Source organism: Nocardia sp. CY41 (genome assembly GCF_009829325.1).
Lineage (GTDB): Bacteria > Actinomycetota > Actinomycetes > Mycobacteriales > Mycobacteriaceae > Nocardia.
The window spans coordinates 86,176-106,129 of sequence record NZ_VUOS01000024.1 but is presented as its reverse complement, the minus strand read 5'-3'; the positions used below and the strand labels follow the sequence as shown (position 1 = coordinate 106,129).

Below are 19,954 nucleotides of genomic sequence, written 5' to 3'. Positions count from 1 at the left end.
GCTGCGTATCTGCCCCGGGTCGACCGGCCGCGAGCGGTCACGCTCCCGCCACTTCGCTCGGTGCGCCCTCGGCGGTCGCGACCGTGGCCGCGGCAGCGCGCTCAGCCTCCTCGACGGTGCACCGGCCCAGGCCGCAGGCCGTCGCCACAGCGTATGCGGCCCGGCCCGCGGCTGCTTCGAACAAAGCCAGGCTGCGGATACTGTCTCGCGCTCCCGCCGGCGACACGACCCCGGCGATCACGCGCCAGTCCGGGTGCAGCCGGCGCAACGGCCGGTAGAACGACGGGTCCAGCGGGGCCGGATGAGCACCGTAAGCGCAAGGGATGTGCGCGGGTGGGAGCGGCACGCCGAGAGCGCGCAGGTTTCGTGCGACGGCGTTCAACAGTTCCACCGCCGGCGCGAGATTACGCGGCGCGAGCAACTCTTTGTGCTGGTAGTCGCCGTAGCAGAGATGCAGGACGGTCTGTGCGCCGATGCCGTGCGCCCGCGCGAGGAAGCCGGCCAGCTGCCGCGCGACCAGCACGCCGACCGGAGCCCGCACCCCGAGTCGGGCCGCCTTCACGAGTGCGAGCTGAGCGATCGGCGACTCCACCTGCCAGGTGATCACGTCGCCGTGATCCGCGACGACCTGGGCCATCTCGGCCAGCACGGCCTCGACGAAAACCGGCAGGTTGCGCAGCGCGGGAGTGACCGCAGGGAAGTGGCGCAGCGCGCGGCCGAGTGGAAGGCCGTCGGCCACCGCGGCGCCGCCGAACACGAACAGCGCCAGGTCGAGCGGATTGGGTTGACTGATCTGCAATCTCGTGTCGGCGAGTTCCGGATGCCGATCCCGCAGCGCGCGAAAGGCGGTGACGGCCGCGCCGATGCGGTCTGCGCGATCCATCGCCACGTGGCGAGGTTCGAGGACGGCGCCCCGGCGTAGGCCGTAGACGCGCATGTCGGCGTAGTCGGCGAAGTCACCCCTGCGCACCACTTCGAAGACGTCGTCGTGTTCGTCCCGCGCACGCAGGTACTCCACCACCCAGGTGGGATCCAGATCCCGCGGTACACCGGTGAGCCGGTGGCCTCGGCTGCGCCGGACGAACCATTCCAGCACGTCACTGTCATCGGTCGTCAATGCCGCGGGCAAGCTGCCCACGAAGTGCACCAGTCGCGTCATCGCCTGTCCAACACGTAGTTCTCTGCACGGACCAGGCGTTCACCCCGCTCGAAACCCGAATCCGGCCACTGCCGAGCAGGATAGGCCGATCGATAGCCAGTAGTTCGCCATTACTGGGAACGTCGCGATGCCCCGCCGCAGTGGCCGTGCGCGGTGTGATCGAGACCGCCGCTGCGGCCGGTGTGGACGTGGGTCATCGCGGCAGCACCGGCCAGTTCAGCCCCGTGCGCAGTTCCGCGGGATCCATGTCCGGCGCTGGTTCAGAATTCTGAACCAGCCGGAAAAGACAATGCCGAGGGTTCGCTACACTGCGACAGTGGCAGAGGTGACATCGCCGGTCGGGCAGCGGGCTTCGCGTGGGCGGATCGACAAGCGGCAGGCGATACTCGACGCGGCATTCGTGGTGTTCGCGCGCCGGGGTTACGCGCAGGCATGCGTGCAGGAGATCGCCGAGGAGGCCGGCGTCGCCAAACCGACGATCTACAACCACCTCAACGACAAGGAGACGTTGTTCCGGCACGCGCTGACGGCCGCAGGCGACGCGGTGCTGGCCGAGAATCTGTCCGTGGTGGACCGGTTGCGCAATCCGGACCCCGATGTTCGCGCCACCCTGGAAGACGTGGCGTACCGGCTGATCCGGGTGTGCTGCGCGGAGCGGTCCCGATCGCTGCGATGGCTGGCCTACGGCCAGGTCGCGCAATTCCCCGACTTGATCGACATCGTCGTCAGCCGCACATCCGACCAACTTGCCGAAGCACTCGCCGACCGGCTGGCGCGCCTGTCGCTGTCCGGCCGCCTGCGCGCGTGCGATCCGGCGACCGCGGCGGAACAGTTCCTCGTGCTGATCACCGGTCCGATGGAGGGCCGCTCGCGACTGGGCACCCGCAAGATCTCCGCCGCCGAGATGCACGCGGTGGCCGCGGCGGCGGTCGACACCTTCCTGCGCGCCTACGAAGCGCCGGAAACTCCCTGAGCCCCGCCTTTTCGCTTTGATCGCTCTCACATGGAGAGCCGCCCGGGTTCCGAGTGCGGTGGATCGCACCGAATGGGTCGCCTCCGCGCGGCACCCTTCCACACGGGATGACCGCACTACGCCCGAGTCGTGAGCACCGCACCGCGGGATCCCATCCGCGCAGCCGACGAAATTCGTCCACCCCCTGTCGCCGTTGGCGACCTTCCGAACGAAGACCGAGCCTCACACAGGCCGCGAGATCACCCCGTGGTGTCCCATCCTCCGACACCGCCACATTCCATTCCGCGCAGGTCACGAGGTCGGGCAAATCAACCGCGCCGCAACATGATCCGCCACTGCGGACCGTCGCCCGGAGTTGGCCGGAGTGCAGACCGGTCCACCGGCAGGGTAACTCTGGGTGAACGGCTCGTGCGACACGAGCGTCCCCCGTATCCTGAATCCGTAGGGAAAGAGGGGTGATGACCGTACGACTCAGCTCATCGCCGCCTACCCCAGACCCCCCACCTTCCCAGCCATGGCTGCAATGAGCTGGCGAAACTTACTCCCCGCAACGGCTTCCACACACGACGCGATGTCGGCACCCGTCGACCTCGCCGTTCTCACCGCGCGCCCTCGGCCGGCCGGGACCGTCTCATGCGGGGATTTTGGCAACCCTTCAGTAATCTCGCTGACGATAGTCCGACAGTTGCCAAATAGCCTGTGACTATTGAGCTTTCGCTATGAATTGCTACAATCGGACCGTGCACCGTTAGCATGGCTAATCAGCGGCAATATTTTTCCGGGCGCGCCGAAGACCGCGGCTCGCCCCGGGGGTTCTTCCGTCGCTGAAGCGGGCGCACCATCCTTGTCGGCAGTTCCAGGGAGTTCGCTATGGACAATCCACACGTTCTGGTCATCGGCGGCGGCCCAGCCGGGTCGACCACCGCAGCCCTGCTCGCCAAATCCGGGGTCCGGGTGACCCTCCTGGAACGAGATAAGTTTCCCCGTTACCACATCGGCGAAAGCCTCTTGGCATCGGTTCTGTCGACCCTGCGTCTCTCCGGCGCCTACGACGCGGTGGCCGCGCACGGCTTCCAGATCAAACGGGGCGGCCACTTCCAGTGGCAGAACGACGACTGGCTGCTGGACTGGTCCAAGCTGGTGGACGCGGAAGCCTGGTCTTGGCAGGTGCAACGCGACGTCTTCGACGAATTGCTGCTCCGCAACGCCGCCGAGCAGGGCGCGCAGGTGATCGAGCAGGCCACGGTGACCAACGTCCTGTTCGAGGGCGACCGCCCCACGGCTGTCGAATGGACCGTCGACGGTGACGACCGGACGCACACCACCGAGTTCGATTTCCTCGTCGACGCCTCGGGGCGGGCCGGCGTACTCGCCAAACACCAGGTCATCGATCGCCAGCAGCACCCGGCTTTCCGTAATGTGGCCGTCTGGTCGTATTGGGAAGGGGCACAACTACATCCGGACAGTCCGGAAGGTGCGATCAACGTCGTGTCCACGCCCGAGGGCGGCTGGTTCTGGAACATTCCGCTCTCGGACGGCCGCCACAGCGTCGGCTACGTCGTCTCCGCGCGCAAAGCCGCTCCGAAGCTTCGGGAACAAGGTCGAGAGGCCTACTACCTGGAGACCATCGGCGACAGTCCGGCGATGGGCAAGCTGCTCGCCGGTGCGCGCCGGGTCGCGGAGGTCAAGGCGGAGCAGGACTACTCCTACAGCTCCGACCGGTTCTGCGGCCCCGGCTGGGTCGTCGTCGGCGACGCGGCGTGCTTCCTCGATCCGCTGTTGTCCAGCGGCGTGCATCTGGCGACGTACTCGGGCCTGGTCGCCGCGGCGGCGATCGCGACGATCCTGCGCGGCGAACTGAGCGAGTCCGACGCCCTCGGCTTCTACGAGGACGCCTATCGCCGGGCCTACACGCGATTCCTGGTCCTGGTTTCGCGCATGTACGAGCAGTACGTCGGCTCGGAGGAATACTTCGCGCACGCGGGCACCCTGACGACCGGGCACAGCGGCGACACCAAGCAGGCTCAGTTCACCGAGATCATGGCGGGTCTCACCGACATGGACGAGTCCTCGGGAGCACAAGAGCGCACCGCGACCGAGACCATCATCTCCGCGGCCGAACGCTTGCACGCGGAGTCGGCGAACCTCGAATACATGGGTCACCTGGACATGTCCGTCGTATGGGACCACTGGCGTGATCCTCTGGCGGACACTACGACAGAACAGTTGCGGATCACGACCGAGCCGGTCCTCGGGCTGACCGGCCGGCCACGGACGGACGCGGAAGTCGCCGCCGTAGCTCGCCCCGTCCTTCCCCCGACGGCGGCCGGCGCCACCACCTCCTAGCACCGGTATCCCAACGGGTTTCCCGTGACAGCCACCGCTCGGAGCCGGTCGTGACGATCACGCACACCGGCCCCGAGCCACCGGGTGATTGCCCGCCCGGTGGCTCGGATTTCCCGAATCACGATGAAATCGGCCGGTTCGGCCATCCCTTGACCAGGGCGCTGCTGGCGAGCGACGGATTCACCACGCCCGCGCTCGCGGCGGTTCTGGGCACCGACTTGACGGTGCGGGTCCTGCGCCAAGACGATATCGCCGCGGCCCGGCTGCCGGACACCGTCACCGACGTCTTGCGTGTGTCCGGTACCGATCGCCTCATCGTCCGACGCTCGTGCCTGGTCAACGCCGACTTGGTCACCGCATCCGTCAACTATGTCGTCGCCGTGCGTGCGGGCGCGGCCGCTTCCGGCGTGGACGATGTGCGCGTACCGATCGGATCTGGCCTGATCTCCCGCGGAGTGTCCCAGCGACGGCGGCTGCTGCGGACCGGGGTGATCAGATGGCCCGACGGTCGCCTGTGCGCCACGCGGTCCTACGTCATGCTGCTCGGCGATCGACCGGTCTGCTACATCCGGGAATCGTTCAATCCCGACGTCATCCCGCCCGAGTACGCCGCTGCGCCCGGTGACGATCCGCCGTGGTCGGACGAACCGGAACTCACGCGGGCGAAATCGTTCGATGTGCCGGGAGAGGTCTTCGCGGCGCACGAGCCCGGGGTCGGTGAGCAGAGGCGGGAGCTATCCGCACCGCTGCTCGACCGCGCCCAGCGTTCGAGGCTTCTGCCCGCACCGGTCCATCCGGCCGAATGTGTCGCGCTGACAGCGGCTTTGGCGAAGGCGACGCGCGGAGAGGGTTTCGTGCTGCACCTCGGTGGCCGGGACGACACCGCGTGCGGCGGCGAAACCGGGACGGTCGCCACCCACCGGGCGCTGATGTATGCCACCGCCGCGGTCATGGCGCACGGACTGGGCGGAGCGACCGTCACCATCGAACGAGCGCCCAAGCGACACCCCGGATCCTCACGCGCCGCCGCGATGCTCGCCGAGTGGCCGGGCGACCGCCTGCCCATCACGCTGTGCGTGACCATGCTCCGCCAGGCCGCGGATCGGTGCCCTGACCCGATGCGTCGCGATCTGTTCCTGGCGGTCGGCGGCCTGGTGCCCGTCGCCGCGATGACGCCACCAGGGGCACACGAACTGCACACTTCGCTGACGCCCCCGCGTATCTCGCGGGAGCCGTACGAGCCGTACGAGCCGTACGTGGCCGCGCCGACCCGGCAGGCCCCGCACGGGGAATGGTGGGACCGTTCGGCGCACATGCTGTGGATCGGCGACCACACCGGCAACCGTGCGCGCGACCGGATGCGTGTGGCCGCACGTGTCGGCAACCCGGTCGCGGTGGCACTCGGTCCGGCGGCCACACCGTACGACGTCGAGTTGCTGTGCCGAGCGCTGAACCCGCGGAAGCAGCCGGGCAAGCTCACTCTCGTCCCGAGGCTCGGCGTCGCAGGCACCCTCGACACGCTTCCCGCGTTGTTCGCCGCGGCCGCGGCGTGCGAGACCCCGGTCTGCTGGATGTGCGATCCGATGCCCGCGACCCCCCGAACACGGCTCGGCCACGGGCCGTTTTTCCGTATCGATGACGTCATCGACGGAATCCGCGCGTTCTTCCGAACTTGCCGGGCCACCGGAACCGTTCCCGGTGGCCTCCATCTCGAATGCTCAGCCGACGCCATCGAGCCATGGGCCGAAAGGAAGACGGGCAAGCAGGTCACGGATCACCGGAATCGCCACTCCCCCGGACTGGATCCCGTACAGACACTGCACTGTGTTGCCGCCGCGCTCGAGCAGCGGGGCGTCTGAGCCGACTCGGCCCCGCCGCACACCTGTTCCGCGCGCCGGTCACATCGCCTCGATCGCGCAGCAGATACCCGAGACGGTGCGCCGCCTGAGAACAACGCGCGCAGCGGCGAAACAGTTCGGTACCGACCCCCGGTCCGAGGGGAACAACGCCCGGTACCAGGAAGCCACCGGACGACGGAATGTCACCAACAGCGGGAAATCGATTCCGAAACCAGCGCTATATCATCACCCGGATCCCGCTCGCACAGGTAAGTACTTCTGCCGCGCGGGTATCCAGGAGAACCGCGCATCGCGGGCCGGTCCATCGCGCAGCACGACCAACCGCTCCCGGCGTCGAGACCACTTCGGAAAACGATCAGAACAGGCGGTAAGTTAGCACCAGTGGATCGCTCCGAGTCATGAACTTCGGGAAGAGCACCTCGCATATCACAAGGGCTGCGCTCGCGACTACTCGGCGAATTGCACGTCACGCGCCGTTCTGGTCGCACTCCGGGATGTGCTATGTAACTCAGGAATAATTGCGGTTCACTTGTTGCGGGTCATCAATCCGTGTGATTCGCGATCGAACCGCTACACTTTCGTTATTCTTCGGACGGGTACAGGTGAGGTGCCGCCCGGGTCGGGCGGGGCCGTGTCAGAGGTAGGCATTTTCCAGCCGTGAGCAAGTGGTCTGAACTACGCGAATCCGCTGTGGGAGCAATCCGCTCGAGCCGGCGTGACGTCCGTGGCCGAGTGAGTGTCCGGGTGCGGCTGCTGGCGATCGTGTTGATATCGAGCGTCACGCTGCTCACGATCGGTGTGGGCGCGGCGGGTTACCTGGTGCGATCCGCGCAGGCGGCGAAGGATTGGGCGGAGCTGGCCAGCAGCACGACGGTGCCGGCCATCCTCATGGTCCAGTCGTTCGAGGAGGAGCGCCGCCTGTCGCTGTTGTATCTGGCCGGTGACACCGAAGTCGCCCGCGGGCTCGCCGCCGCGCGCCAACGCTCGGACGCGGCGCTCGCGGCGGTCATCGCCAAAGGAGATGCCGCTCGCAAGCTGAACCCCGGCGGGTCCGCCTCCGAGATCGAGGGCTACAACAAACTGTTCGCGCTGGTGCCGACGTTGCGCGGCGGGGTCGACGCACGGCAGGCCGTGCCGAACGAGGTGTTCGGCGCGTTCAGCCAGATCATCGGCACGATCATCGCCGCGTCGACGCTCGCCGCCCGGGTGGCGCCGGAAGCCGACATCGCCATGGAACTGAGCTACGGCGTGGAGCCGCTGCGCGCGGCGGAAGCGTTGTCGATGGCGGACACGTTGGGCGCGGTGGCGCTGACCGTCGAGGAGCACACGCCCGCGCAACTGACCGAATTCAGCCGCTTGGTCGGGGAATTCCGCAGTCAGGTCGCCTACTCCGCCCAAGTGTTGAAGGGCACCCGCCTCGCCCAGCTCCGAGAGATCACCGGCGGACCGGCCTACCAGAAGGTGATCGCGATGCAGGACGCGGTGCTGCTGCGGGGGCCGGTGGAAGCGGGCAGCGACTCCGACGAGTCCGGTAGGACCCAGAGCGGTCGCTCGACCTCGCGCACCACACCGTTGCCCATGAACGTCGCGGCTTGGCAGGAGGCCTCCGGCCAGGTCGGTTCGGACCTGCTGAAGCTGTGGGACGACCAGAGTCACGACGCGCACGCCATCGCTCGCGAGCGCGGCGACGAGACAGCACGGCAGTCCATGCTCGGCGGCGCGGCGGTGCTGCTGGTCGCGACTCTCGCGTTCGTCGCGGCGCTGGTGCTGGCCAATCGCTTCATCGCGCGCATGCGGCGCTTGCGGCGCGACACCCTGGAACTGGCCGACCAGCAGCTGCCCGAGCTCATGCAGAGACTCGGGCGCGGTGAGAGCCTCGACTCCGAGGCCGAAGTGGCGCGGCTCGATTTCGGCACCGACGAATTGGGCGAGGTGGCCGACGCTTTCAACCGTGCCCATGTCGCGGCCGTATCGGCCGCGGTCGCGGAGGCGAAGACCCGCGCGGGCGTCAACGCGGTGTTCCTCAACATCGCGCATCGCAGCCAGGTCGTGGTGCACCGCCAGCTCGCCCTGCTCGACCAGGCCGAACGCCAAGAGGAGAACGCCGACCAGCTCGAGCTGCTGTTCCAGCTCGACCATCTGGCGACCAGGGCCCGGCGCAACGCCGAGAACCTCATCATCCTCGGTGGCGAGAAGCCGGGCCGGCGCTGGCGCAAGCCGGTGCCGCTGCTGGACCTGGTCCGCGCCGCCGTCGCGGAAAGTCTCGACTACGCCAGGATCCAGACCGGCAGACTGCCGGAGGTCCAGGTGTCGAGCAACGCGGTAGCCGACGTGATTCACTTGCTGGCCGAGCTGATGGACAACGCGACAGCCTTCTCGCCCCCGCAGGCGCGGGTCGAGGTGACCGGCGTCGTGGTCGGGCGCGGTGTGGCGATCGAGATCATCGACCAGGGGCTCGGCATGTCGGAAGCCGACTTCGCCGCGCGGAACGAAATGCTGGCCAACCCGCCCGATTTCAGTGTGGTGACCTTGTCCAGCGACACCAGGCTGGGATTGTTCGTGGTCGCGAAATTGGCTCACCGCCACGGTGTCTCGGTGCGTCTGGGGGAATCCGTCTACGGCGGTGTCCGGGCGGTGGTGCTGATTCCGAGCGCTCTGTTGCAATCGGAGACGCCTTCGCGCGAGCAGAACGACGCCGACCGTGTCGAACCCGCGCAGGCACCGGTGCCCGACAGCACACCGTCTCGACCTACGCCGGCGACGGGACGGTCGGCGTGGTTCACCTCCCCCTCCGAGCAATCCCCGGCACCGATTCCGCACAACGACACCAGCGGATTCGACATGGGCTCCGCACCGTATCCCGGTCCGGCTTCCGATCCCCGGCCGCCGTTGCCCCGCCGCCGCCGATCTGCCGAGGAGCAGACGGAGACGGCGCAGCCCGCCGCGGCTCCGGTGCGGCAGCGGACCGCCGATGAAGCACGCAATCTGATGAGTGCCATCGAGAACGGGACCCGGCAGGGGCGCCGGAAACGTCCCGACCTCGACTAGTCCGCAATTCCCCCACCCACCTTCGGAAGGCGACGATGACTACCTCCCAGGGAACCGGCATCGGTTGGCTGCTCGACGAGCTGGTCACCGGACTGGTCGGTGCCCAGTCCGCGGTGCTGCTGTCCTCGGACGGGCTGATGATCGGTCATTCGGCTCGATTGGACAAGGACGCCGAGCGGTTCTGCGCGATGGCATCGGCTCTGCACAGTCTGTCCCGCAGTGTGGGCCACCATTTCGACGCGGGCGGGGTCTGCCAGACCGTGGTGGAACTCGACCGCGCGGTGCTGTTCGTCACCACGGCGGGCGCCAACGCCTGTTTGGCGCTGCTGGCGTCGGAGACCGCCGATATGGGTATGGTGGCCTACGAAATGAACCAGACGGTGCAACGAGTCGGAACACACCTGTCGGTCGACAGGCGTCCGCAGCCTTCGACACAGCCATGAGTGATCGGCACGATTCCTGGTACGAGGAGGACGCCGGACCATTGGTCCGGCTCTTCGCCATCACCCGCGGCCGGGGTCGTGCGGTGCGCCGGGAACTCAACCTGGTCACCCTGGTGGTCGACGGAGCGCCCGGAACCGCGCTGCGGCGTACCGAACCGGAATACGCGGCCATCATCGAGTTGTGCCGCACTCCGCAGTCGGTGGCCGAAGTGTCCGCGCGCCTGCGCCTGCCGCTGACGATGACGAAAGTCCTCATCGGCGACCTGCTCGACGACGGCAGGCTCATCGTCCGGTCGGCCCAGCCGCCGACCGGTCCCGAATCGGATCTTGGCCTGCTGCGCGCGGTGCTCGACGGCATCCGCGCGCTCTGACCGTCCGGTTACCGCTAGACCAATTGCGCCGCGAGCCGTTTCGCGTTCATATAGGCGATCGCCTCGATCGAGACCATCGGGTTGACGCCCGAGGAGGTGGGGAAGCAGGAGGCGTCGGCGACGACGATGTTCGCCGCTTCCCAGGTGGCGCCGTCCGGGTTGGTGGCCGAGGTGTCCGGGGAACCGCCCATCCGGGCCGAGCCCATGATGTGCAGCGCACCGAGGGAGCATTGTCCCGGGCCGTATCCGGCGGCCCGGCAGGCGGCGGCGAACTCGGCGTGCGAGCCGCGCCGTCCCGGCTCATAGGAGACGCCGGCCTGGTGCCCCGAGAAGATGCGCTGTGCGCCCGCGGCCTCCAGAATGCTCGCCGCCCCTTCGAACCCGGTGTGCAGATGAGCGGCGTCGTAGTCGGACAACCGGTAGTCGACGATCGGCTCACCGCTGCGGTCGACCGACACCGTCCCCGAATCACGATCGCGCGTAATGATGCCGATCGCGTTCGACCGCGCGAAATCGAGCATGGTGGTGCGATGATTCGCGGCGCCGCGCCAGCTCATGAACCCGGTGGCGAGACCGGGATGGATCGGACCGGTCTCGTAGATGACGCCGTAGCCGTTGCCGTCCAAGTCGCTGTGCTCGCGGCAGATCCGGGTCTGCAATCCGCCCTCCCACGGCCGGATCTCCTCCTCGAACACACCGAACACCGCGGCGGCCGGGTGCAGACGCAGATGGCGGCCGATGTTGTCGTTGCGCAATCCCGAGCGCCGCAGCAACGCCGGCGTCTGGATCGCGCCGGCAGCCACCACCACCGCACGAGCGCGCACCTCGATCTCCACGCCGTCGGAGGTGACGGCCGAAACACCCTGCGCCCGGCCGCCTTGCACGGTGATCCGCCGCACGTCGGCGTCCACGACCAGCCGCGCGCCCTGCTCGGCCGCGTCGGCGAGCCAGGTCTTGGTCACCGATTGTTTGGCGCCCAGCCGGCAGCCGTAGCCGCATCGGCCGCACTCCACACCGGCATCGCAGGCGTCGGTGACGTTGCGCGGCAACGTGTCCACTTTCCAGCCCAGCGCTGTGGCGCCGCGCTCGAGCACGCCGTCGCGCGCCGACAACACCGAGCGCCGCTCGGTGACGCCGAGCCGCCGCTGCACCACCTCGAGGGCTTCGTCGAACTCCGTCTCGGCGAACTGGGCGGCGCCCAGCCCGGCCCACTCCGCGCGGACGTCGGGCGGCGTCGGCAACGACGTGCTCCAGTTCACGACCGTCCCGCCGCCCAGGCACGTGCCCGCGACCAGGGTGATCTGACCTTCGCTGGAGCCGGGCGGGCCCGGCGCGTACAGGTGCTGGAGCCCGCCGAGCTCGCCGGTGCCGAAATCGCGATCGTCGTAGTAGTTTCCGCGTTCCAGGACGACGACGTCGAGACCTGCTTCGGCCAGCACCGCGGCGGCGACACCGCCGCCTGCGCCGGAGCCGACGACCACGACGTCACACCGGAGTTCGGTGGTCTCGCGATAGCGCAGCGGGATCAGCGCGGGCGCGGGCGCCGTCTGCAGCGGCCCGGCCGGCGCCGGATACCCGATCTCCTTCCACAGCGGATTGGTGCCCGACGGCCCGGGGGTGATGTTGTAGGACAACAGCGACGCTTGCTTGAGCGCCTGGAAGATCACCCGCACCGCCTCGAAGCGGGAATCGGCCAACCGCAGCAACGCCCGTTCCCGTTCCTCTTGCGACAGGCGCGAGAAGCGCCGGGGACCGCTGCCGGTGAGCAAACCGGTCAGCCGGGAATCCCACAGATTCAGCAGCGTGGCCAGTTGCTTCTTCTCGGCCTCGCGGGGATTGCGTCCCAGCATCTGGAAGACGGTATCGACGGCGCCGAGCGCGCTCGCCGACGGTAGCGTCAACCCGTCACCCGGGTTGAAGGTGTCGCAAATGCTGTTCATCGCCGCGCGTTGCTTGGCTGTTGGTTCCATCTCGAACAGGTCCCTTCGTGTCGCCAGTGAGTTCTATCACAAGGGATGAACAACCACTAACTAAAGACGCGTTTCACCAGCTGGAAGCGGATTGGACAGAAGAATGCATGGACACTTAGTGCTCACCTTTCGGCATGGGAAGCGCCGCCGGCACAGCTCGCTCACGCCGGAATGACCACAGCCGCCGCGTGCCCCACCGCCAGAAACGCGTGGACGACGGAGACGAGCGCACCACCGAGCCGGGCCGTCGGGTCCTCACCACCGCGCGGCCGCGACAGCGACCACCGGGTGAACGTCCGCTCGGCGTGCACCGCCAGACGCAGCAGCTCGGCGCGATACGACCCGAGCAGCGGCTGGTCGCAAGCACTCAGCGCCGCGGCGGTGAGGTGCGCGCAGCGACCGATCGTCACCACGATTTCGAGCACCTCGTCCGGCACCGCCGTGACGACGCAGGCGTCCGCGGCGGCCTCCCGCGTCCGCTCGACGACGCGGCCGAGGGCACGCCCGAGTTCGGTCAGGGGCGCGTGATCGGCGGCCAGGGGCTCGGACGCCAGAGCAGTGGACAGGTTGCCGATGACCACGCCGAGCGCGTCCTCGACGCGGCGCAGCCGATCGACAATCCCGGGCACGTCGACCGGGGAGCATCCGAGATCCGCCAGTACCGTCGCGGCCTCGACCAGCGTCGCGGCCGCCGCACGGAAGTAGATCCCGGTAGTCGCGCTCGCCGGTAGCGTGCCCATGCCCACTCCTCGGGTAGTGACCCTCGATCAGCCGCCATCGCCTGCCTACGCCAACCGGACAGCTCCGGCCGGATGGCGTCGACAGACTTGCGCCGTTCCGGACAGCAATCGGCCGGTACTACAACGCTTGATGATAATAGCTCATAACATATCGCTTCTAACTACTGGTAGATAGTTGAGTTCGGGAGAAACGATCATTTACTTATTGCTCGGTTCGATCGCAGTCGGACCAGCCAGCTACGACCAGGCACTGGATACCGGGCCCCGCTTCGGATGACAGCGGCGAGTCGCTCCATCCGCGGTTGCGTGTCTTCGGCGCCACCTGCCGCGACCGCCGATCCGGTAGCCCGCCGGTATCTTCGATGACTTGGCCGCGCAACCGCGATGATGGAGCGAAGCCGATCACCACCGAGAGGACCGACGGATGCACCGTCTGACGCGCTGCCTGATCGCGGTGGTCGTCCTGCTGGGCGCCGCGGGGTGCGGGAACGCCGAACACCAAGTGCCGCCTGATCGAGGGGAAGTCGTATCGACCACGCCGCTGATGGGGCTGGCAGCCGAGGAGACCGCGACGCTTCTGGGCAACGGCGGAATCCGTACCCCCGTCCGCAACGGTGTCGACGCCTTCCGCGTCGAATACCGGACGATCATCCCGCAGGACGAACCGACCACCGCCACCGGCCTGGTGGTTCTGCCCCGCACCGACTCACGGCGGCTGCGCCTGGTCAGCTACGAGCACGGGACCATGACGCTCAGAAGCGACGCCCCCTCGGTCGACACGCGCAATCTCCCCGAACGGCTACGGACGGTCGCCTTCGCGGCCGCGGGCTACGCGGCGACCGCACCGGACTACTTGGGTCTCGGCAACGGTCCGGGGCCGCATCCCTACACCCACGCGCCCTCGGAGACGAGCGCGTCGGCCGACCTCTTGCGCGCGGCCGGTGCGCTGGCGGTCCGACAGGGCCGGGAGCTGGACCCGAACGTGCTGGTGACCGGCTTCTCCCAGGGCGGCCACGCGGCAATGGCCCTCGGCAAGGCACTGCACGCCGGGACGATCCCGGGCTTCGGTGTCGCCGCCCTGGCCCCGATCAGCGGGCCCTACGATCTCCAGCACGTCCAGGCGCCCGCCGCACTCGACGGACGGATCGTTCCCGGCGCCGCGGTGCTGTTCCTCGCCTACTGGATCACCTCGATGAACCGGATCCACCACCTCTACGACGATCCGGCGGAAGCCTTCCAGCTGCCCTATGCCGACAAGGTCGAAGGACTCTTCGACGGCTTCCACAGCGAGATCACCATCGTGACCTCGCTGGCCGCCACCCCCGCGCAACTGCTGACCCCGCGGTTCCTCCAGTCGACCACCGAACCGAGCGGCGCCGCCGCGAAGGCCGTCGCCGAGAGCGACGGCACCTGCGACTGGACGCCGCGGGTGCCCGTCCACCTCTACGCTTCCCGCGGCGACCGCGCGGTCCCGTATCCCAATGCCGAACACTGCCTGCGAGCTCTCGGCAGCGGCAACGCCACGCTGAGCGACTTGGGCGACCTCGACCACGGCGGAACCGCGCGGGCCGCGCTGCCCGAGATTCTCGGCTGGTTCCAGCAGCAGTTCCCGCCGAGCTGACCGGCGGGCCCGACGCCCTCCAGTGTTCAGTGCGAAGGGGCCGACTGGGTTTTCGCCGCGACGGGCGAGTCACTCTCCGCCACGGCGATCCGGATGTCGAGGTGCGCGATCTGGCCGGAGGCGTCGAACTCGGCCTCTCCCGCGAGACCGTCGCCGCCGAATTCCAGCCACCGGTGGTCGTCGAGGAATTCGGCGACCAGGCCCCGCCGCGTCAGGTAGCTGTGCACGGCACGCCGATGATCGGTCAGCGGCAGCGCCCCGAAACCATACGCCAAGACACGAGCAAGGCCTGACGCGGTGGGCGCGGGCAGCTCGAACGCCGGGTGGTCGACGAGAAACGCGACGCATGCGCCGTCGATGATCCCGCAGTAGGAGTTCCAGCGCCCACATACGATTTTCGCGGCATCCGCCATCAGCCCGGCGACCTGGTAGGGCTCCGGCGCCGCGCCCCCGTGCACGACCGGCAGTTCGGCCGAACACAATTCGGCCACGCCGTACCGCAACCCGAACCGGCGCACCGTCTCGGCGGCACGCAGCAATGACGGCGGATAATCCCACGGATTGACCCACCCCCACAGCCACGTCTCGGCGTCGGCCGTGCCGAGCAGATGGACGTCGGTGCACACGAAGGAGCGCTCGTCGCCGAGGAATTCGAGCCGGCGTCCTTCCAGGTCGACCTCCCACACGTGTGCGCCGAGTACGTCCTCGAGGTGCAGCCGGTGCTCGAGCGACAACAAGCCCGCGTCATCGAGAAGTCTCGTCAGTGGCACGGATTGGGACACCGCGTCAGCGTAGTCAACGCCCAGCCACCGCTCCGCTTCCGCTCGGATTTCCGAGACGAGCGTGTCATCCGGGACGCGGCGACACCGCGCCTACGCCGGCCGCCTGCCGGGCAACGGGTGCGGAAGGAAGCCATCGGCGAACAGCTGCTGCACGACCTGCCGGCCCAGCTCGCCGGGGTGATCGGCCATGAAACCCGGCATGCCGCGCCCGAACGATCCTCTTCTACTGCGACGCAGGACTTTTGGAGTTGGTAACGGGCGGAAACCGGTGCTCGATACAGCCACCGAGGTCATAGTCGTGACCGGAACCAGCTCGGGGACGGGCGCATCGGGCATCGGTGCTCCCGGAAGTAGTTGGCACCGAAGGAGCTTCGTAAATGTCTGGTAGAGGGAAGTCGTTGGGTGCCATGGTCGTGGCCGTCGGCGCTGCAGTGTTGCTCGCGGGGTGTGACAGCACTTCCAGTAATAGTGGACCGACACCGAGCAACTCGCAGCCAGCAGTTACCACAACCGCTGCGGCCGCGATCACGTCCGCCGGGGGTGCGACCGCTTCCGCCGGGGGCGAGAACTCGAACACCGGAGTCGAGAGCGCGACGGCCGCGCCGGCGCCCGCTCAGCAGCCCGTGACGGCGGCGCCCGTCGCGCTCTGGGACCCCTGCGGGATATCCGAGGCCGATATCACCGAGCAGGGATTCCGCCCCGACAGCAGGGAAGTGCTCACCGACGACTCCGGCGACAAGAGCTGCCGTTGGCAGTCCCTGACGGGTAACTCCGAATTCACAATCGTGTCGACTCGGCAGACGTTGCAGGATCTCCTGCAGAGCGGCCGCTACGTGGATTTCGATCCGCTGCCGGTCGGCGACCGAGCGGCCTACCGATATCGCGCGGCCCAGGACACGAACAAAATCGGGTGCTACATCGGCATTCCGGTGCCGGGCGGCCTCGTCGCATTCGTCACGCGGAATCCGAAGCCCGATGCACCTCAGGAGCCTTGCGTTGCGGCGCGGCGTCTCAGCGGTGCTCTGGTCGGGTATCTGCCCTGAGCGCGTCGCGAGCGCCTGCTCGAGTCCTGCGCGTGGCTGCCGAGTAGCGGGCGGCGATTCCGGTGACGGCGGCTGCGAGTTCCGGCGCCTGTTCGACGTCGAGGTGGAAGTCGAGGTCCATCGCGGCGAGGTATGCCGCGAGCAGTTGCGGGCTTTGCGCTCCGGCTTCCAGCGCGCTGCTGTGTGCATCGATCGGTTCGACGGTCCAGATGCCAGTGGGGATACGGGCTGCGACCGTGTCGGCGGGCGCGTGAACGGTGACTCGCGCGGTGTAGTTCCACAGTGCCGCCATCCGCCCGCGGGTCACGAAGGCCACCGGATCCGGTCCGGGAAGTTCTCTGATCGTGAAGCCGGGCCCGGTCGGTGTCTTCGGGTCGATGCGGTCGACGCGATAGCTGCGCCAATCCTGGCGATCGAGGTCGTAGCCGACGAGATACCAGCGTCCGCTGCTGTGCACCATCCGGTGTGGTTCGACTCGACGACAACTGGTCTTCGCGTGCCGATCGGAGTAGTCGAATCGGAGTATCTCGGTGCGCTCGATCGCCGTGGCGACAGCCCGGAAAACGTGGGTGTCCACCAGGTTGCCGGCATCGAGAACCGGTTCGGTCGCCGAATGCACCGTGTGCAGCCGGTGACGCAGCCGCGGCGGGAGCAGTTGTTCCAGTTTGACGGCGGCCCGGGCGGCGGCGTCACCGATACCGACCACGCCCGCGCGCGCCGCGGTGCGTAGAGCCACCGCGACCGCCACGGCCTCGTCGTCCTCGAATCGAACGGGCGGCAGCGTGGCACCGGCCCGGAGTCGGTACCCGCCGGCCACGCCGGGCGTAGCGTCGATCTCATAGTCCAGCCGACGCAGCCGGGCGATATCGACACGGATCGTGCGGGTGTTCACGCCCAGACGAGTAGCCAACTCGGCCCCGGTCCAGCAACGCCGGGTCTGCAGCAAACCGAGCAGCCGCAAAAGCCGGACACTGGTATCCACCATGCCGATCAGCCTCTCATCCATCGCGGAGCGATTCGTGCCGCGTTGACTGCCACTGTTACCCGCATGACCACTTCGATGAGTCCCGCTGCCACTTCCTCCCGGCCACTGGCCGGTCGCGGCGCCCTGATCACCGGAGGATCGCGCGGTATCGGTCGCGCCATCACCGCCGAGTTGGCCGCCTCGGGTGCCACTGTGGTGTTCACCTATCACACACGGTCGGAAGCTGCCGAGACGTTGGTTTCCGAGATCGCCGCAGGCGGCGGACGCGCGTCGGCGGTTCGGCTGGATCTCGGCGATCCCGACCAGGTCCCCGCGGCATTCGCCGCCGCAGACACCGTGTTCGAGCAGAGCGGTGTCGGGCTGGACATCCTGGTGGCCAACGCCGGTGTGTTCACCAGTGCGCCACTGGCCGAGGCGGGCATCGAGGAGTGGAATCGTGTGATGGCCGTGAACGCCCGCGGTACGTTCCTCGCCCTTCAGCAGGCAGCGCCGCGGCTGCGCGACGGTGGACGGATCCTCACCCTCTCCACGGTCGGCACTCATTGGCCCAGTCCCGGGGAAGCGATCTACGCGGCGAGCAAGGCGGCAGTCGAACAGCTCACCCGCGTCGCCGCACGCGAGTTCGGACACCGAGGCATCACGGCCAATACCCTCTCTCTCGGTCCGACCGACACCGACCTGCTCCGTTCCAGCGCGCAACCGGGAGCTCTGGAGGCGGCCGCGGCGATGACCGCGCTCGGACGCATCGGCCGGCCCACCGACATCGCAGACCTTGTGGCCCTCTTGGTCGATCCGGACAACCGATGGGTCACCGGCCAGAACATCCGTGCGGACGGAGGGCTGACTTGACAGCTCATCCGGGGCGCGCCATGGAGGCTGTTTCCGCCCCACCACAGCCGGTGGTGACCCCGGCCGGGCTGCGCCGGGTGCTGGTGGTGCTGTGCGTCACCGAAATCACCAGTTGGGGAATCCTGTTCTACGCCTTTCCCGTGCTGCTCGGGCACATCACCACCGACACCGGTTGGCCGGCCACCACGCTGACCGCCGCGTTCTCCGCCGGACAACTCGTCGCCGCCCTCACCGGGATCCCGATCGGGCGCTGGATCGACCGCCACGGTCCCCGTGGAGTGATGAGCGCGGGCTCGATCCTGGCGATCCCGGCGCTGACCGTGGTCGCGACCGCAGCGCACCCGGTGTGGTTCTTCGCCGGCTGGCTGTTGACCGGGACAGCCATGGCAGCGATGCTGTATCCCCCCGCCTTCGCCGCGCTGACCCGTTGGCACGGCCCCGACCGGGTTCGTGCTCTCACGGTGCTCACCTTGGCCGGGGGCATGGCTTCGACGGTATTCGCCCCGTTGACCGCCACGATCTCCGCGCACATGGACTGGCGGGCGACCTATTTGGTGCTCATGGCGATTCTTGCCGTGGTCACCGTGCCCGGGCACTGGTTCGGACTGCGGCTGCCGTGGCCACCCCGCCCGGTCGCGGAACCCGAGCACGCGCATCTCACCGATCCCGGGCCGATCGCGCGTAGCCGCTGCTTCCTGACGCTGGCGCTCGCGTTGAGCGCCGCGGGGTTCGCGTCGTTCGCGGTGGTGGTCACCCTGGTTCCGCTGCTGACCGAACGCGGTCTCGACAACGGCCTGGCGGCGGTCGCGCTCGGGCTCGGCGGCGCCGGGCAGGTAGCCAGCCGGATCGGTTACTCCGCGTTCGCCGCGCGCACCAGCATCCGCACTCGCACCGTGGTGATCCTGCTGGCCATCGCCGCGACCACCGCGCTGCTGGGGGTCTTCACCACCGCATGGACGTTGATCCCGGCTGCGATAGCCGCCGGCATGTCGCGCGGAGTGTTCACCCTGTTGCAAGCCACCGCCGTCAGCGACCGCTGGGGAACCGGGCACTACGGGCACCTCACCGGTCTGCTCGCGGCACCGCTGATGATCACCATGGCCGCGGCGCCGTTCGCCGCCGCCGCTCTGGCATCCGTCCTCGGCGGCTACGCCACGACCTTCCTGCTCCTGTCCGCCCTCGCCGCCGTAGCCGCCGTTCTGTCGACCGCGAGCATCCCGAAAACCGGACAGAAGTGACTGTTGTGACCGACCTCATCCCCGGCGGCACGCTCGACCGGGTGCTGGTGCGTGGCGGCCGCGTGCCCTCGGCGGACGGCCTGAGGGAGAATACAGACGTGAGCGACGCAATCAGCGAGGAGTTCGAACATCAGCTCGGCGTTCCGGCGGTCGTGGCGCCGACGGGTGCAGTGGCATTCGCCGGCTCCTCAACGAGCTGAAACGGTTGCGCAGGACGCTGGAAGAAGGAATGAAGGCTGTGGAGATTCCCGGAGCAGGAGACGGCACGTCGAAAGTCACCCGACTACCGCGACGCCCGCGGCGTGTGGCGGAAGAGGCCGGCGAGCGTCTCCACAAGACTTGGCGCTCGGAACGCGGCTCCGTCTACGACCCTGCACCGACCAAGCCCGTACTGCGATCGGAACTGCAGCGGGAGACAGGGTGGTGGCCGGTCGACCCCGGCGCGGCGCAGCACTCCGCTCCCGCGGAGGATCCGGGCAGTGCCCAGCCGGGTGGGAGTGTCATCGACCTCGACGCGTTGCGGCGGA

Annotated in this window: 17 protein-coding genes; 11 read left to right on the top strand and 6 right to left on the bottom strand. The window is 68.3% G+C overall.

The features are described from left to right. Nucleotides 1–37 precede the first annotated feature (37 nt). Nucleotides 38–1,159: a hypothetical protein gene (locus GVY64_RS26315; RefSeq protein ID WP_159846820.1), complete on the bottom strand. Its 1,122-nt coding sequence runs from the start codon at nt 1,157–1,159 to the stop codon at nt 38–40. A gap of 316 nt (nt 1,160–1,475) precedes the next feature. Here GVY64_RS26315 and GVY64_RS26310 point away from each other — a divergent pair, with 316 nt between their 5' ends. From GVY64_RS26310 to GVY64_RS26285, 6 genes are all read left to right on the top strand, one after another. Beyond that, complete coding sequence (locus tag GVY64_RS26310) at nt 1,476–2,132, top strand: TetR/AcrR family transcriptional regulator (RefSeq protein WP_236567210.1); 657 nt, start codon at nt 1,476–1,478, stop codon at nt 2,130–2,132. Between the two features lie 870 nt (nt 2,133–3,002). After that, a complete protein-coding gene (locus GVY64_RS26305) occupies nt 3,003–4,478 on the top strand; it encodes an NAD(P)/FAD-dependent oxidoreductase (protein ID WP_159846814.1) in 1,476 nt (491 codons plus the stop codon). Nucleotides 4,479–4,528: 50 nt separating this feature from the next. Beyond that, complete coding sequence (locus tag GVY64_RS26300) at nt 4,529–6,337, top strand: 3-deoxy-7-phosphoheptulonate synthase (protein WP_159846811.1); 1,809 nt, start codon at nt 4,529–4,531, stop codon at nt 6,335–6,337. A 732-nt stretch (nt 6,338–7,069) separates the two neighbouring features. After that, on the top strand, nt 7,070–9,385 hold the full coding sequence (locus GVY64_RS26295; protein WP_236567208.1) for a sensor histidine kinase: 2,316 nt from the start codon (nt 7,070–7,072) through the stop codon (nt 9,383–9,385). Between the two features lie 35 nt (nt 9,386–9,420). Then, on the top strand, nt 9,421–9,828 hold the full coding sequence (locus GVY64_RS26290) for a roadblock/LC7 domain-containing protein (protein WP_159846806.1): 408 nt from the start codon (nt 9,421–9,423) through the stop codon (nt 9,826–9,828). Further along, complete coding sequence (locus tag GVY64_RS26285; RefSeq protein ID WP_159846803.1) at nt 9,825–10,199, top strand: DUF742 domain-containing protein; 375 nt, start codon at nt 9,825–9,827, stop codon at nt 10,197–10,199. The genes GVY64_RS26290 and GVY64_RS26285 overlap by 4 nt, the downstream gene beginning before the upstream one ends. A 14-nt stretch (nt 10,200–10,213) precedes the next feature. Here the strand turns inward: GVY64_RS26285 and GVY64_RS26280 are convergent, their stop codons facing one another. Both GVY64_RS26280 and GVY64_RS26275 read right to left on the bottom strand, forming a co-directional pair. Continuing rightward, nucleotides 10,214–12,169: a GMC family oxidoreductase gene (locus tag GVY64_RS26280; protein WP_159846800.1), complete on the bottom strand. Its 1,956-nt coding sequence runs from the start codon at nt 12,167–12,169 to the stop codon at nt 10,214–10,216. A gap of 161 nt (nt 12,170–12,330) precedes the next feature. Beyond that, complete coding sequence (locus GVY64_RS26275) at nt 12,331–12,909, bottom strand: hypothetical protein (protein ID WP_159846797.1); 579 nt, start codon at nt 12,907–12,909, stop codon at nt 12,331–12,333. A gap of 424 nt (nt 12,910–13,333) precedes the next feature. Between GVY64_RS26275 and GVY64_RS26270 the strand changes: the two genes are divergently transcribed. Beyond that, complete coding sequence (locus GVY64_RS26270; protein ID WP_159846794.1) at nt 13,334–14,530, top strand: alpha/beta hydrolase; 1,197 nt, start codon at nt 13,334–13,336, stop codon at nt 14,528–14,530. A gap of 26 nt (nt 14,531–14,556) precedes the next feature. On the opposite strand, the gene GVY64_RS26265 is transcribed toward GVY64_RS26270, so the two are convergent. Further along, the gene (locus GVY64_RS26265) at nt 14,557–15,312 is read right to left on the bottom strand and encodes a DUF6882 domain-containing protein (protein ID WP_159846791.1); all 756 of its coding nucleotides are present in this window, start codon (nt 15,310–15,312) and stop codon (nt 14,557–14,559) included. A 90-nt stretch (nt 15,313–15,402) separates the two neighbouring features. Then, nucleotides 15,403–15,648, bottom strand: coding sequence for a hypothetical protein (locus tag GVY64_RS26260; protein ID WP_159846788.1), 246 nt, complete (start codon nt 15,646–15,648; stop codon nt 15,403–15,405). Nucleotides 15,649–15,719: 71 nt separating this feature from the next. On the opposite strand from GVY64_RS26260, the gene GVY64_RS26255 reads away from it, so the two are divergent. Then, a complete protein-coding gene (locus GVY64_RS26255) occupies nt 15,720–16,355 on the top strand; it encodes a DUF3558 family protein (RefSeq protein WP_236567224.1) in 636 nt (211 codons plus the stop codon). Here the strand turns inward: GVY64_RS26255 and GVY64_RS26250 are convergent. Then, on the bottom strand, nt 16,324–17,340 hold the full coding sequence (locus GVY64_RS26250; RefSeq protein ID WP_159846782.1) for a helix-turn-helix transcriptional regulator: 1,017 nt from the start codon (nt 17,338–17,340) through the stop codon (nt 16,324–16,326). The genes GVY64_RS26255 and GVY64_RS26250 overlap by 32 nt on opposite strands. A 63-nt stretch (nt 17,341–17,403) precedes the next feature. Here GVY64_RS26250 and GVY64_RS26245 point away from each other — a divergent pair, with 63 nt between their 5' ends. Genes GVY64_RS26245 through GVY64_RS26235 form a run of 3 tightly spaced genes read left to right on the top strand, consistent with a single transcriptional unit; the run spans nt 17,404 to nt 19,627 of the window. Then, a complete protein-coding gene (locus GVY64_RS26245) occupies nt 17,404–18,189 on the top strand; it encodes an SDR family oxidoreductase (RefSeq protein WP_236567205.1) in 786 nt (261 codons plus the stop codon). Nucleotides 18,190–18,209: 20 nt separating this feature from the next. Next, entirely contained in the window at nt 18,210–19,427 is a 1,218-nt protein-coding gene (locus GVY64_RS26240; protein WP_201298164.1) for an MFS transporter, read from the top strand. Nucleotides 19,428–19,432: 5 nt separating this feature from the next. Next, entirely contained in the window at nt 19,433–19,627 is a 195-nt protein-coding gene (locus GVY64_RS26235; protein ID WP_159846779.1) for a hypothetical protein, read from the top strand. Nucleotides 19,628–19,954 lie beyond the last annotated feature (327 nt).